Below are 13,144 nucleotides of genomic sequence, written 5' to 3'. Positions count from 1 at the left end.
ATTTAAGCTTTTTTCACGAAATCGTCTGCTTAAATTCATGTTTGTTTGCTGAAGCGGTTTTTCCTGCCTTTTTCTGATTTTTACCGTTAAACAACGTTATCCATCGTTTATCTGTGTTTAATGAGTGCTCTTAGGGGAAAATGCAAAAAATCAAATCCTTCAGAAGGAGACAGAAGAAAATAAAGGAAAACGCTACCTTCAAACCTCTTCCAGTATCTCCTGCACGTCGCCGGTCTCATTTATCAGCTCAATGGCGGTGGCGTTTACTCCCTTCATTTCCACCAGCAGGGCACTGAGGCTCCTGTTGAGGGTGTACATTAAGAGAACCACCACTGCTAGAAGGACTAGCCATATAGCTATGCTCAAGTAGGCCACGTAGCCAGGCGTCTCAGCGTAGAGGTACTCGGAAAAATACGGTCCCATCAGCCTTCACCCCCTTCCATTGTTTCCGATGTGGTGTTGTTTCAGCATTGCTTATTCCAAGGAGTTTTTCAGTGGCCGAGGCCAGCTCTTCCTTGAAGACCTCGCGATCCAGCCCGTTGTTGGCCTCTATGACCTCAAGCAGCTCGTCAGTTCTGGCCTCAATGCCGTAGTCGTCCTTTAGCACCTTTGCCAGTTCCTCGGCGGGGACTCCGTAGATATCTGCCAGCTGCTGGAGAGTGTATGTCTTCAGCATCGAGCCGGTTATCTCCACATAGGTGTACGTCGTGTCGTTGACCTCGCTCGGGAGGTAGGCCACGTAGTCGGCACTCTCAGTTGAGTCCTCCTCCGTGAAGTATGCTTTGTACACCTGGAATCCGCCGAGGATGAGTGCCATGGTGAACAGAAAAGCTACCACTGGCTTTAACCTGCTCTGCTTGAAGCCCATCCTGAGCATGGTGATCATGCTCCTGAAGCCTATTATCAGGTGTGCCGCTATAAGACCTATCATGGCAAAGCCCATGTACGTGTGTATGTTTGTCCACGTGTCTTTGTCCACTCCAAGAAACGTCCACCCTGCTGTGTCCGCTATCCTTCCCGATGGCGCCAGGTAGAGGGCTATTCCCGACACGGCAAGTATCACGAACACTATGGTGAGGACAAGGTCTATCGTACCCCTAAGCCATGCAGGAGCCGTCCATCTTGCCATTACCGGCACCTCCCGCGGCATTTTGTCTGAGAGAGCCTTCCCGCGATTGCATTGAACCTGAGCATGCTATCATCCACATATGTATGTTTTAACTTACATATGACAGTTTGATTTAAAAAGATTTCGGATGCGTCGCACATCACTTGAAAATGAGAAATGCCGCAGAAAAGTGGAAAACATGAAAGGCCCGATAGGATACCTTATGCCGAGACGTAGTAGTACTCGCCCCTCTCCTTCTGCTCCCTGTCCTTCACGGAGCCCTCCTTGTTTGCCCTCGGTCTTCCGGTCTCGGGGTCCCTTCGGAAGGTTATTCCAACCGAGGCCAGGAAGCGGTTCATACCTTCCCTCATCCCCATCGGCTGGAGGGCCCTCCCGCTCCTTCCGGGTTCCCCTTCGAAGACTATGAGCCTGTCGCTGAGGTAGTCCACCATCATGACATCGTGCTCGACTATGAGGGCCGTCTTTTCGTTCTTGGCCATAAGGGAGCGTATGGCCTTTGAGACTGCCAGCCTCTGCTCGACGTCGAGATGGGCGGAAGGCTCGTCCAGGAGGTACAGGTCGGCGTCGCGGATTAAACAGGCAGTTATCGCAACCCTCTGGAGTTCTCCACCGCTCAGCTCGTTCAGCTGCTTGTCATAGAGATCAGGAATACCCAGCGGGTTCAGGAGCTCGGTCTTGTAGAAACTGTTCATCAGCTTCCCTGCGTCGATCTTGCTCAGCAGCTCGAAGACGGTTCCTTCGTAGTCCACCTTGATGTACTGCGGCTTGTAGCTCACGGTGAGCGTCCAGTCGACCTCACCCTCCGTTGGTTTTTCAACACCGGCGAGCATCTTAACGAAGGTGGTCTTCCCTATTCCGTTGGGGCCCACTATGCCGACCACCTCGCCGACGTAGAGGGTTCCCCCCTCGGCCTCAAGCCTGAAGCTCCCGTAGTCCTTTACCAGCCTCGGATACTCAACCAGTATCTCCCCATCCTGGCTCTTCCTCTCGCTCTTCTTGGTGAAGCTGACCTCATACGGCCTGAAGCGAACGTTCTCGTCGCGGAGGTAGCCGCGCAGGAATTCATTTATGCCGTTGCGCGTGCTCTTGGGCTGGGAGAATATACCGTACGCCCCGGGCTTTCCGTAGACCACGTGGATTATGTCGCTCATGTAGTCGAGAATCGCCAGATCGTGCTCGACAGTCAGAACAGCCTTTCCGGAATCGGCAAGCTTGCGAATTATTCTGGCGACCCGGAGGCGCTGCCTTATGTCGAGATAGCTTGAGGGCTCATCGAAGAAGTAGAAGTGGGCCTGTCTGAGCATCGCGGCCGCTATGGCCACGCGCTGCAGCTCACCGCCCGAAAGCTGCCTTATGTCCCTGTCGAGGACGTTCTCAAGCTCAAGCTCTCTGACCACATCATCGAATTTGCCAACCTCGTCGGCCTTCTTCAGCAGGTCTCTCACCTTGCCCTTTACTGCCTTTGGTATCAGGTCAACGTACTGCGGCTTGACGACCGGCCTTATCTCGCCCTTCTTCAGCCTCTCGAAGTAGTTCTGAAGCTCGTTGCCGCGGAAGGCTTTTATGACGGCGTCCCAGTCATCGTTGTCGCCGCAGAGGTTCGGGACGATCTGGCCCGAGAGGACTTTGACCGCCGTCGTCTTACCGGTTCCGTTGGGGCCCAGTATTCCAACGACCATTCCGTCCTTGACAACGGGAAGGCGATACAACACGAAGGCGTTTATCCCATAGCGGTGGACGCAGCCTTCCTCAAGCTCCTCCGGGAGGTTGACTATGGTTATTGCGTTGAATGGACACTTATGCACACAGATTCCGCAGCCGGTACAGCTGGCTTCCTGGATGATCGGACGGTAGTTCTCCTCGTCTATGATTATCGCCTCTCCGCCCATTCTGTTGACGGGACAAACGCGCTCGCACAGGAAGTTGCCGCACTTGTCGGGGTTGCACTTGTCGTAATCGATGACCGCTATCCTCATCACTCACCACCGGGTTAGGCTGAGGGAGAGGGTTTTAAAGGGTTGCGGGTTGGAGTTCCCCCGCCACCCTGAGAGTTCACCAAAACCGTGTTTCGGCGGCAGGTGCCCGCTACTTTTTTAGCCACTCCATCGAACTTATCCCCATGTCACTCTTCGAGACGCTCAAGCCCCTCAAGTCGGAGATAACGAGGGTCCACGTCTTCCCTCCGAGCGAGGGCGAGTTCGGTAACTTCCGCTTCAACAACCCCGAGATAAACGAACTCCTCGAAGAGCTCGGCTTTTCCCTTTACCGCCATCAGGTTGAGGCCCTGGAAAAGCTGTACTCGGGGGAGAACATAGTCGTCACGACGCCAACGGCCAGCGGTAAGAGCGAGATTTTCAGGCTGGCCATCTTCGACTCCTACCTCTCGAATCCCCATGCGACCTACCTGCTCATATACCCCACGAGGGCCCTCATAAACAACCAGCTCGAAAAGTTTTCCGTCCAGAACCTCACCTTCTACCGTCTAACCGGAAAGCACGTCAGCGCGAGGATTCTGACGGGCGATGTCCCATGGGAGGAGCGCAGGGGAATCCTCCGTGAGAAGCCGAGGGTCATCTTCACGACCCCGGATATGCTCCACTACAACGTCCTCAGGAGATGGCGCGACTACGAATGGCTTTTGAGGAACCTCCGCTACCTCGTCGTGGACGAGCTTCACGTTTACCGCGGCGTCTTCGGGAGCAACTTTGCGTATCTCTTCCGCCGCCTCGACTTCCGGCTCAGGCGCCTTGGGGCAAAGCCCCAGATCATAGCGCTCTCGGCGACGCTTAGAAACCCGAAGGAGTTTGCGGAGAAGCTCTTCAGGAAGAGATTCAGTGCAGTAAGCCGCGCCACCAACCCTTTTCCAAGGAGATATCTCGTCCTCTTCGAGCCAAAGAACCTGGACGAGAGGCAGCTCCTTCGGGCGGTCGTTGAGAGGCTCGCAGGGGAGAAGGTTAAGACGCTGGTATTCTTCGACAGCCGTAGGGGGACCGAAAAGCTCCTCCGCTTCCTCCTCGGTTCGAGGATCTTCTCGAAGGTCACCACCTACAAGGGAACCCTTCCCAAGAACGTCCGCTGGGAAATAGAGCGGGACTTCAAGGAGGGTAAGCTGCTCGTTCTCCTGACGACCAACGCCCTTGAGCTCGGCATAGACATCGGCGACCTCGATGCGGTCGTCAACTACGGCATCCCCCGGACGGGCTCTTCTCGCTGATTCAGCGCTTCGGCCGGGCTGGGAGAAAGACCGAAAGGGAGGCCCTGAACGCCATAGTCCTCAGGAAGAACGGTCTCGACTACTATTACAGAGAGCACTTCGACGGGCTCGTTGAGAGGCTGGAGAGGGGTATAATCGAGTACATGCCCGTCAACCTGGAGAACGAACGCATAGCGGAGAAGCACCTCCACTACCTCCTCACGGAGCTGGGAATAGTTGACTGGGACGAGCTTGACGGGTTCGAGAGAAAGATTGCTGAGAGGCTCGTCATCGAACGTAAGGCCGACCTGAAGAAAAATCCTCTCACAGGCAGGCTTGAGGTTCGCCTGAGGAAGCCTGCCTTCAGCTACTCCTCCCTGAGGACGACGAGCGACGAAACGTTCTTCCTCGTCAAAGACGAGCCCTGGATAAGGGGCAAACTGATGGAGAAGTCCTCGCTCAGGGAGCTTCTTAACTTCGTAAACTGGCTCAAGCTTAAAGGTTACATCGTCGAGGAGGTCGATTCAGAGGAATACCACCGCTCGCTCCTTCCGGGGATGAGCTACTTCTCAAGGGGAGAGCTCTACATGGCCGGAGACAGGCTCACCCTCGGAAAGTTCCACTTCGTCTTCGCGAGGGGACTCAACCGCTTCTGGGACGTGGAAACCTTCGTGGCCAAGAGGGAGGAAGTCGAGATACTGGAAAGCAGGCGGAAGAAAACCCACCGGAAGGTTGAGATACACCTCGGTCGGCTGAGGGTCAGGCACGTCTACACCGGATTCGCCGTCAAAGGGGCCGACACCGGCAACTACGTTAGGGAGCTGCTGAGATTGAAGGAGAGGGGGATTCTTAAGGCCAGGATACACTCCCCGATGACCGGCGAGAGGGTGGATGAGGAGGACTTCTCGATCCTCAACTGGGAGAAGTTCGCGAAGGTTGAGTTCGAGGAACCCTACTTAAGGGAGTTTGAGACCGAGGGGATATGGCTAGTCTTTCCGGACTCGATAAGGGAAGTCACGAGAGAGGAGTTCAGGGAGTTCTTTGACGTGGCCGCTGAGAAGGGCTTTGAAGACCCAGCCTTTGCCCTCTATACCAACCTCGACAGAAGGAAGCTCTTTCCGCTCTACCTCGGGACGACCACCCACGTCATAAAGAAGAGCATCGGCGACGCCCTCCAGAGGCTTGGAATCGGTGATGAGGAACTGGCCTTTGCGATAAAGAAGATGATCGACAGCAAGGATGGAATCGGCTCGGCGCTTCACGCGATAGAGCACAACATGATAAAAATCGCCCCCATTTTCACCTACATTGACAGCAGGGAGCTCGGCGGCTACAGCTACGCGAGCTTCCCGGGCCTGCCCCACGCAGGAAGGCCGATCGTGTTCATCTACGACGGGAACGAAGGGGGCGCGGGCCTCGCGCCGATACTCTATGAGAACGCCGAGAAGCTGATGGAGAAGAGCCTCGAACACCTCCGTTCCTGCCCCTGCAGGGACGGCTGCCCTGTGTGCACGCTCTCCCCGAAGTGCGGCACATTCAACGAGTTCCTGGACAAATGGGCCGCGATAAGGGCCTGGGAGAGGATTCTAGGGGGAGAAAAAAGCGAATGATGGCTGGATTTTTACGCCCCTTGCTCTTTCCACCCCCATGTAAATCACATGGGGTGTAAAAATACAAAACCTTTCTCAAAAACTCCTCATAAACAGCGGCCTCAGCCTCACCCTTCCCCTAGTCTTCTCTGTCAAAAGCTCCATCAAGCTTTCCGCTTCGCCCTTCCTCGTCTCGACGGTGAACTTTACCAGCTCCCCATACTCTTGGCCGACCACTCTTCCTTCAGCCCTTTCAACGGTCTCTTTAACCGTGTGAAAGAGATTGTAGGGAAAAGTAACCTCAAACCGCTCCGTTTCGTATACCTCTGCTATTCCCGCGTTCTCGATGGCCAGGCTGGCCGCGTCGCTGTAGGCTTTGACCAGACCGCCGTAGCCGAGCTTTATGCCGCCAAAGTAGCGAGTGACAACGACAACGACGTTGCTCAGGCCTTTGTTCTGGATGACCTTGAGCACGGGCTTTCCCGCACTGCCCTTTGGCTCACCATCGTCATCGTAGCGAACGGCGAAGTTCTTCCCGTCGTTTATGAGGTAGGCTGAGACGTTGTGCGTTGCGTCGCTGTGGTGGGCCTTGATCTTTGCAATGAACTGCCTGGCCACTTCCTCCGTCCCTGCCGGAGAGGCATAGCCTATAAAAACCGATTTTTTGATCACAACCCTTGATGTCCCAACTCCCTTCAGCGTCTTGTAGCCCATAACTCACCCTCGCAGGGTCGCTATGACCTTCTTCTCGTTGAGGAGCATTGCTATTGCGTCCTTAACGTCTTTCACCACCACATCGCTCGCCAGGAGGGCATCCATGCTCGCCCCTTCGGGCCCCACCACGCAGAAAGCTAACTCTGCCCCTTCGAGCATAGCCACGTCGTTGTTGCCGTTTCCCACCGCGGCGTAGGGTTTGTACCCCTCCGCTATCTCGGCCTTCTCGACACCGTTCGAAACCCTCTCGATCCTCACCGGGAGGCCTTTGAACTCCTCCTCCAGTGTTCCAAAGGTGTCGGCGCTCAGAACGACGACCGTGTATTTTTCCGCGAGCCTTTCAAGGAGATGCTTGACCTCCTCCTCTACCTTTCCGCTTTCTCCGAGGGTTCCGTTGAGGTCAAAGAGAACCGCCTGGAATTCAATCCTGCCGTAGTTCGGTATCTCCATGTTCCCACCGGCGATAATTGGGTGCAAGGTTTTTAAGGGTTGGAGTTCAAGGCACTACCGTATCCAAGAGCAGGTAATTAAAGGTTTGACTACTCGGGGGTAAAAGTCATGAACCTGCTTCAGCGACGTCTTCAGGATCCGGAGGTGCTCGTAAGGCTCAACGCCTTCTTCCTGAGCTACTTTGGATGGATAGCCTTCGGAGTTCTGTACGGAATCATTGGACGCTGGAGCATTGACGTTACGGACGAGTTTCTCAGGCTCCCTTTGACATCAAGGGGACTCGTGGTCGGGCTCGTGGAATTTACAAAGAGCATTCCACCCCTGTACTCGCTTTTCACGGTCGTTTATTATCTGGGCTTTTCGGGCTCGATAGCCCTGATAGTTGCCTATCTTCTCCTTTACAAGAGGGATCTGAAGGCCTCCGATGAGCTGTTCATCCGCTATTTAATGGCCTACGCCATAGCGGGTGCCATATATCTCGTCGTCCACATCCATGCCCCCCACATCGTCTACAATCTCCCAGGTTACACCTCCTCAAACACCCTCCTGACCCGGCAGGAGTTCGTCCTTCCATCGCTCCACAACACAATCATCACGATAAACATCATTACAGTTTGGAGGTACAGGAAAAAGCTCGGCGGGAAGGCAATCATATTAGTGAACACGCTCATACCCTTTGTCACGATCTTCCTCGGCCACCACTGGATTTACGATGTCCTGACGGGTATGGCACTCGGTGCTTTCATAGCTACGGCTACCGATGGAAGAACCACCCGGATTCCGGAGACCCTTTATAACCTGGAAATTGCCTCCCTGAGGAAAGTGACAGTGGTGAACTTCCTCCTTGCGGTTTTAGTCCTCATAGTTGCAGTCAGCCCTGACAGATGGCTGGAGATTATAAACGGCCTTCTTCCCGGCCCCTGAGAAAAACTTATAAACTTCCCGTGAACCTTAACATCGGGTGCCGGGGTAGCCTAGCTCGGCAGGGCGGCGGACTCGTAATCCGCAGGTCGCGGGTTCAAATCCCGCTCCCGGCTCCACAATTTTCCGTAACTTCCCAAAGCACTTCTATCGAATGAAAGCCCCGTTAGAATGGCATCTGTAGACATCTTTTCCCGCTCCCCTCGGTTGGAAGTCTCACCAGAGAATCAGGCCGCCCTTCACACGGACGGAGACAGAAACTGGCCCCCCCTTTGACTCGGGGATGATTATCATGTACATTGGGCCGTCTTTGGGGAACCTCCAGATCTTTTCAACGCTGGTCGTGTCGTCCACCTTGAAGAGGCACAGGGCCCCGTCTCCCGACTTCAATATTCTGAATCCCACCTCGTCTGTAATGCAAACGGTCACGGGTTCGGTTGACTTTATTGAGAACTGAATCACGCTCCAGTCATAGCCGTCAAGTTTGTAAACGTAATAGCCCCCGGGAGATATGACGATGTTCTCCTGAAACCTGTATGAAGCTCCCCACAGGGTGGCGGCTATCAGGATAGCCCCGATGATGAAAATCGTAAATCCTAGGGCTTCGATGCGCTTTGTCGTGAGTGGCCTCATCGTTATCGCCGCCACCCCCTATCCCCCATTTTTAACTCGTTACCGATATATTTAAACGTTGTGACCTCAAGTTTTAGTTTTATTCTTTTTTGTTACCACTGTCCCCACAATCTGGAGTCTGCCCACCATCTTAGACAAAATCCAAGATATGGAAAAGACTTACTTCTGCCTCTCCTGTGGACGGAGACCACCCAACACTGAAAAATTTCCGTGGATTTTTTAAGATGAAGGACGGAGGTAGCTTTATGGAAAGGGAATCCCTGGGGGTACTCTTCGCGATAGCCGGGATGTTCATCTACGGCATTGAGCCCGTTGTGATAAAGTCCAATCCCTCAAATCCAATAAGTTTTGCGGCATTCTCTGCCCTCGTTGCGTCGCTTCTCCTCTGGGGCAGTCTTCTCTGGACAGGGAAATGGGAGGAGATCCGTGCCAACAGGAGCGATCTGAAGAAGGCGTTTTTGGTGGGACTTTTCGGCACGGCGCTCGCTTATCTGGCGTATTCGTTCGGAGCGAGGATGAGCACGGCGATAAACGCCGCCCTGATAACTCGGAGTGAAGTTCTGTTCTCCTTCATGCTCTCCTGGCTATTTTTGGGGGAGAAGATAACCCGGAGACTCGTTGCCTACTCCCTCGCGATAATCGCAGGTCTGGCCATCGTGATACTTCAGGGACGCTCCCTTGAACTCCATATCGGGGATTTCCTTCTCCTCCTCGTTCCGCTCTTCTGGCAGCTCGGCCACGTGATAGCCAAGAGGCTGCCTTACAGCCCGCCGACGATAGCGGCCTTTAGGAACACATTCGGCTTTCTGCTTCTCCTGCCGCTGGCAATTGCAACCGGCCTGGAGATTTCCGCCTTCGTGATCGCCGAGGGTCTCGTTATAGCCCTCGGCCAGCTGGTCTGGTACAGGTCAATAAAGCTCATCAACCTGTCCAAGGCCACGGCGATAATAACGCCCGCTCCCGCAGTCGCAATAGGGCTGGGAATCCTGCTCGGCGAGAGCTTTACGGTCTATCATGCCTTCGGCTTCATCCTAATTACCCTGGGGACACTGGGTGCGGTAAAGGTGGAAAGCGAGCTCAGAACCTGAGCAGTGTCTCAATGAAGCGAAAAACATCCCTTAATCCGAAACGTCCCTCCCTGTCGGGGTCGTATATCATGCTCACGGGCACTTCCTTTATTCGAGCCCCCATCTTGGCCGCCTTTATCAGCATCTCGGTTTCGACCTCATAGCGGTCGCTCTCTATCTCAGGGATGAAGTGCCGGCTGAACGCCCTGAAGCCGCTCTGGGTGTCGTAGACGTACTGGCGCAGCTTGAGCCTTATCAGCCGTGTCGTTATTATGTTGCTGAGCCTCCTGTGAAGTGGCCTCTGGCTCACGTCCCCCTTCCTGGCGCCGATGACCATATCTGCCTCGCCGGAGACTATCGGCTCCACGAGGCTTATTATCTCCCCGGGTTTATGCTGACCGTCGGCGTCCATAAAGACCACAACGTCACCGCCGGAGTGTTTAACCCCCTCACGCATTGCGCAGCCTTTACCGCAGTTTTTCTCAAGCCTGATGGCCTTTATTCGCTCATCCCTCTCGGAGAATGTCCTGGCAACCTCATACGTCCCATCGCTTGAGCCATCGTCAACCACTATGACCTCGTCAACGAAGTCGGGAATTCCCTCAAGAACCTTCGGGAGCCTTGCCGCTTCATTGTAAGCTGGTATGACGACGGTGATCCTTCTGCCCTTCAGCATCTACTCATCCTCTCCGAGCCTTTTGATGGCTCTCTGGGCTTTTCTCCTGAAGTCGTCCTTATCGAGGAACTCCCAGTAGTGCCCCCTCGCCGGAAACCTGCCTTCTTTTACGTCCTCCCGATAGTTCTCAAGGGCCAGCCTTATCATCCCGCCGATGTCTGCGTATTTCTTGACGAATGGAGGGGTGTTTTCGTAGATTCCTAAGAGGTCATGCCAGACAAGAACCTGGCCGTCCACGTACGGCCCGGCACCGATTCCGATGGTGGGAATCGAGACCTCCTCTGTTACAAGCTTCGCAACATCGGCCAGTGTAAATTCAAGGACAACGGCAAAGGCTCCGGCCTTCTCAAGTGCCTTGGCATCGCGGAGTATCTCCTCGATTTCCTCTTCGGTCTCCCCCATCAGCCGGTAGCCGCCGAGGCGGAGGTATCTCTGGGGAGTGAGTCCCGTGTGCCCCATCACCGGAATGCCCATCCTGACCAGCTTCCTCACGAGCTTTCTGTGGTCGTAGCCACCCTCTATCTTCACCGCGTCCGCTCCGGCCTGCACGAGCTTAATTGCGTTTTTAACACCCTCATCGGTATCGACCTCGTAGCTGCCGAAGGGCATATCGGCCAGGACGAGCGCCCTCCTGACAGCCTTTGAGACGGCCCTAGTGTGGAAGACCATCTGGTCCATCGTGACGTTCAGAGTGTTCTCTTCCCCGTAGACGACCATCCCAAGGGAGTCGCCGATGAAGATTATGTCCATCCCTGCCCTGTCGGCTATGAGCGCTGAGGGGTAATCGTAAGCTGTTATCATCGCAATCTTTTCTTTCCCCTTCATCTCGATTATTTTCCGAGGCGTTATCTCCCTCATTTTCCCACCCGTAGGCTAATAAACCTCCGTCCCTATAAGCCTTCTGGGGGTGAGGATATGAGGAAGTGGGAGCACTACGAGCACACCGCTGACGTTGGAATCAGGGGCTACGGTGAGAGCCTTGAGGAGGCCTTCGAGGCCGTTGCGCTGGCGCTCTTTGACGTGATGGTTGAGGTGATAAAGGTCGAGAGCAAAGAATGCCGTGAGGTCGAGGTGGAGGGTGAAGACCTGATGGCGCTCCTCTACAACTTCCTTGAGGAGCTTCTCGTGCTCCACGACATGGAGGGACTGGTCTTTGGAGACGTTGACGTCGAGATAGAGAGAACCGGGGAAGGCTATCGGCTCAGGGCGAAGGCATGCGGTGAGGTTCTCGACTACGAGAAGCACGAGCCGAAGGAGGAGGTTAAGGCCATAACCTACCATGAGATGAAGATAGAGCAGCTTCCAGACGGAAGGTGGATGGCACAGCTGGTGCCGGACATCTGAGGTGGTCCTATGAGCGCGAGGGACAGAATTAAGGAAACCAACCCTGCCTTTTACGAGCGCTATTCAATGCTCGAAGACACGGACGAGTTCTGGGAGTTCATAATCCGACCCCTGCGGCAGAGCATACGGGTGAACACCCTCAAGGCGCCGCTTAACGTGATCGTTGAGAGGCTTAAAGAGGAGTTCGAGCTTGAGCCGATAGCATGGGTTCGCGAGGGCTTTTTCATCAGCGTTGACAACCTCGCAAAGGTTCCGGAGCACAGTCTCGGCTTAATCTTCGGCCAGGAAGCGAGCTCCATGATACCCCCCGTTGTCCTTGATCCCAAGCCCGGTGAGCTTGTCCTGGACATGGCGGCAGCCCCTGGCTCAAAAACCGGACAGATAGCACAGTACATGGAGAACAAGGGGTGCATAATAGCAAACGACCCGAAGCTCAGCAGGGCCAACGTCCTCATAGCGAACCTCAATAAAATGGGCGTCCTCAACGCCCGCGTGACGACGAAGGATGGGGCTTACTTCGGCCGTTTTGAGAATACATTTGACAGGGTTCTCCTCGACGCTCCGTGCTCTTCCGTTGGGATGATAAGGAAGAGCTGGAAGTTCCTAACGGGCTGGCGCCTGAGGGGGGTCATCAAGTACATGAACATTCAAAAGAGGCTCATCCTGGCCGCCTATCGGGCCCTCAAACCGGGCGGAACGCTGGTCTACTCGACCTGCACGATAGACCCCCTTGAGAACGAAGAGGTTGTGGACTATCTCCTCAGAAAGACCGACGCGAGGCTGGAGAGAATAGACCTGCCGGTGAAGACCAGCGAGCCGGTTTTGGAGTGGGAGGGGAAGACCTACTCGTCCGAGCTGAAGAAGGCTTTACGCATACACCCCAACGACAACGACACCGAGGCCTTCTTCATCGCGAAGATAGTCAAGCCGGAGGGAGGGGCATGAGCGGCAACCCGAGGGAGGAGATAGGGAAAACGAGCGACACCGAGCTCGTCAAAAAACTCCTCATTGAGAACTACGGCTATGCACCTGAGCTTCTCTATGAGATACGCGGGAGGTATCACAAGGTCTACGCCTGGAAGCCCTGCCCCTTCGAGCTCAAGGGGCCCGACAGGAACGGGGTGTATTTCGGCAGGGTGGAGAGCGACGGGATAAGGCTGAGCATCGAGGGGAGCTTTCTCATTGGCCCGAAGGCGACGAAGAACGTTGTCGAGCTCGATGATGGGAGGGCAAGACGGTATCTTGCCGGAGAGAGCGTCGAGATCGACGATAAAGATCTCCACGGGTGGGTGATAGTTAAGTGGCGCTCCTACTACCTCGGCTCGGCCAAGGCCAAGGAGGGCAGGCTCATAAACTACGTGCCGAAGGAGAGGAGGCTGAAGCTCGAAGACCCCACGAAAGCTTAAAATAACGTTAGGGTAATCTAAA

13 protein-coding genes, 1 tRNA gene and 1 pseudogene are annotated in these 13,144 nt (G+C 54.8%); 7 read left to right on the top strand and 8 right to left on the bottom strand.

Annotation, left to right across the window (positions count from 1 at the left end; translation table 11 throughout):
- Positions 1–198: 198 nt before the first annotated feature.
- From ACZ5M3_RS01485 to ACZ5M3_RS01475, 3 genes are all read right to left on the bottom strand, one after another.
- Positions 199–423 carry a hypothetical protein gene (locus ACZ5M3_RS01485; protein WP_464839963.1) on the bottom strand — a complete coding sequence of 75 codons (225 nt, stop codon included), beginning with the start codon at positions 421–423 and terminating at the stop codon, positions 199–201.
- Positions 389–1,129 carry a DUF4405 domain-containing protein gene (locus ACZ5M3_RS01480; protein WP_464839962.1) on the bottom strand — a complete coding sequence of 247 codons (741 nt, stop codon included), beginning with the start codon at positions 1,127–1,129 and terminating at the stop codon, positions 389–391. The genes ACZ5M3_RS01485 and ACZ5M3_RS01480 overlap by 35 nt, the downstream gene beginning before the upstream one ends.
- A gap of 200 nt (positions 1,130–1,329) precedes the next feature.
- Positions 1,330–3,105 carry a ribosome biogenesis/translation initiation ATPase RLI gene (locus ACZ5M3_RS01475; RefSeq protein WP_464839961.1) on the bottom strand — a complete coding sequence of 592 codons (1,776 nt, stop codon included), beginning with the start codon at positions 3,103–3,105 and terminating at the stop codon, positions 1,330–1,332.
- 143 nt (positions 3,106–3,248) lie between these two features.
- Between ACZ5M3_RS01475 and ACZ5M3_RS01470 the strand changes: the two are divergent.
- Positions 3,249–5,932, top strand: a pseudogene (locus ACZ5M3_RS01470) (DEAD/DEAH box helicase).
- A 75-nt stretch (positions 5,933–6,007) separates the two neighbouring features.
- On the opposite strand, the gene ACZ5M3_RS01465 reads toward ACZ5M3_RS01470, so the two are convergent.
- Positions 6,008–6,625 (bottom strand): YigZ family protein, encoded by a 618-nt coding sequence (locus ACZ5M3_RS01465; RefSeq protein ID WP_464839960.1) that lies wholly within the window; start codon positions 6,623–6,625, stop codon positions 6,008–6,010.
- A 3-nt stretch (positions 6,626–6,628) separates the two neighbouring features.
- On the bottom strand, positions 6,629–7,075 hold the full coding sequence (locus ACZ5M3_RS01460; protein WP_464839959.1) for an HAD family hydrolase: 447 nt from the start codon (positions 7,073–7,075) through the stop codon (positions 6,629–6,631).
- 108 nt (positions 7,076–7,183) lie between these two features.
- On the opposite strand from ACZ5M3_RS01460, the gene ACZ5M3_RS01455 reads away from it, so the two are divergent.
- Positions 7,184–7,999: a phosphatase PAP2 family protein gene (locus ACZ5M3_RS01455; RefSeq protein WP_464839958.1), complete on the top strand. Its 816-nt coding sequence runs from the start codon at positions 7,184–7,186 to the stop codon at positions 7,997–7,999.
- A 39-nt stretch (positions 8,000–8,038) separates the two neighbouring features.
- Positions 8,039–8,115: transfer RNA gene (locus ACZ5M3_RS01450), tRNA-Thr, on the top strand.
- Positions 8,116–8,212: 97 nt separating this feature from the next.
- Here ACZ5M3_RS01450 and ACZ5M3_RS01445 read toward each other — a convergent pair.
- On the bottom strand, positions 8,213–8,644 hold the full coding sequence (locus tag ACZ5M3_RS01445; RefSeq protein ID WP_464839957.1) for a hypothetical protein: 432 nt from the start codon (positions 8,642–8,644) through the stop codon (positions 8,213–8,215).
- Positions 8,645–8,874: 230 nt separating this feature from the next.
- Here ACZ5M3_RS01445 and ACZ5M3_RS01440 point away from each other — a divergent pair, with 230 nt between their 5' ends.
- Positions 8,875–9,717, top strand: a complete 843-nt coding sequence (locus ACZ5M3_RS01440; RefSeq protein ID WP_464839956.1) for a DMT family transporter — start codon at positions 8,875–8,877, stop codon at positions 9,715–9,717.
- On the opposite strand, the gene ACZ5M3_RS01435 is transcribed toward ACZ5M3_RS01440, so the two are convergent.
- Positions 9,707–10,372: a glycosyltransferase family 2 protein gene (locus ACZ5M3_RS01435; protein ID WP_464839955.1), complete on the bottom strand. Its 666-nt coding sequence runs from the start codon at positions 10,370–10,372 to the stop codon at positions 9,707–9,709. The genes ACZ5M3_RS01440 and ACZ5M3_RS01435 overlap by 11 nt on opposite strands.
- Complete coding sequence (panB, locus tag ACZ5M3_RS01430; protein ID WP_464839953.1) at positions 10,373–11,230, bottom strand: 3-methyl-2-oxobutanoate hydroxymethyltransferase; 858 nt, start codon at positions 11,228–11,230, stop codon at positions 10,373–10,375. It lies immediately after the preceding gene.
- 57 nt (positions 11,231–11,287) lie between these two features.
- Between panB and ACZ5M3_RS01425 the strand changes: the two genes are divergently transcribed.
- From ACZ5M3_RS01425 to ACZ5M3_RS01415, 3 genes are read left to right on the top strand one after another with little or no spacing between them, the layout of a single operon-like run.
- Positions 11,288–11,716, top strand: a complete 429-nt coding sequence (locus ACZ5M3_RS01425; protein WP_464839952.1) for an archease — start codon at positions 11,288–11,290, stop codon at positions 11,714–11,716.
- Positions 11,717–11,725: 9 nt separating this feature from the next.
- Entirely contained in the window at positions 11,726–12,661 is a 936-nt protein-coding gene (locus ACZ5M3_RS01420) for a tRNA (cytosine(49)-C(5))-methyltransferase (protein ID WP_464839951.1), read from the top strand.
- Positions 12,658–13,122, top strand: coding sequence for a methyltransferase RsmF C-terminal domain-like protein (locus ACZ5M3_RS01415; RefSeq protein ID WP_464839950.1), 465 nt, complete (start codon positions 12,658–12,660; stop codon positions 13,120–13,122). The genes ACZ5M3_RS01420 and ACZ5M3_RS01415 overlap by 4 nt, the downstream gene beginning before the upstream one ends.
- Positions 13,123–13,144: the final 22 nt, after the last annotated feature.

Source organism: Thermococcus coalescens (assembly GCF_055392585.1).
This window is presented reverse-complemented; position numbering and strand designations above follow the sequence as displayed.

What these genes read in the sequence shown, in the direction of transcription:
- ACZ5M3_RS01485 (WP_464839963.1), bottom strand. Translation starts at nt 423, where the DNA reads ATGGGACCGTATTTTTCCGAGTACCTCTACGCTGAGACGCCTGGCTAC.
- ACZ5M3_RS01480 (WP_464839962.1), bottom strand. Translation starts at nt 1,129, where the DNA reads ATGGCAAGATGGACGGCTCCTGCATGGCTTAGGGGTACGATAGACCTT.
- ACZ5M3_RS01475 (WP_464839961.1), bottom strand. Translation starts at nt 3,105, where the DNA reads ATGAGGATAGCGGTCATCGATTACGACAAGTGCAACCCCGACAAGTGC.
- ACZ5M3_RS01465 (WP_464839960.1), bottom strand. Translation starts at nt 6,625, where the DNA reads ATGGGCTACAAGACGCTGAAGGGAGTTGGGACATCAAGGGTTGTGATC.
- ACZ5M3_RS01460 (WP_464839959.1), bottom strand. Translation starts at nt 7,075, where the DNA reads ATGGAGATACCGAACTACGGCAGGATTGAATTCCAGGCGGTTCTCTTT.
- ACZ5M3_RS01455 (WP_464839958.1), top strand. Translation starts at nt 7,184, where the DNA reads ATGAACCTGCTTCAGCGACGTCTTCAGGATCCGGAGGTGCTCGTAAGG.
- ACZ5M3_RS01440 (WP_464839956.1), top strand. Translation starts at nt 8,875, where the DNA reads ATGGAAAGGGAATCCCTGGGGGTACTCTTCGCGATAGCCGGGATGTTC.
- ACZ5M3_RS01435 (WP_464839955.1), bottom strand. Translation starts at nt 10,372, where the DNA reads ATGCTGAAGGGCAGAAGGATCACCGTCGTCATACCAGCTTACAATGAA.
- panB (WP_464839953.1), bottom strand. Translation starts at nt 11,230, where the DNA reads ATGAGGGAGATAACGCCTCGGAAAATAATCGAGATGAAGGGGAAAGAA.
- ACZ5M3_RS01425 (WP_464839952.1), top strand. Translation starts at nt 11,288, where the DNA reads ATGAGGAAGTGGGAGCACTACGAGCACACCGCTGACGTTGGAATCAGG.
- ACZ5M3_RS01420 (WP_464839951.1), top strand. Translation starts at nt 11,726, where the DNA reads ATGAGCGCGAGGGACAGAATTAAGGAAACCAACCCTGCCTTTTACGAG.
- ACZ5M3_RS01415 (WP_464839950.1), top strand. Translation starts at nt 12,658, where the DNA reads ATGAGCGGCAACCCGAGGGAGGAGATAGGGAAAACGAGCGACACCGAG.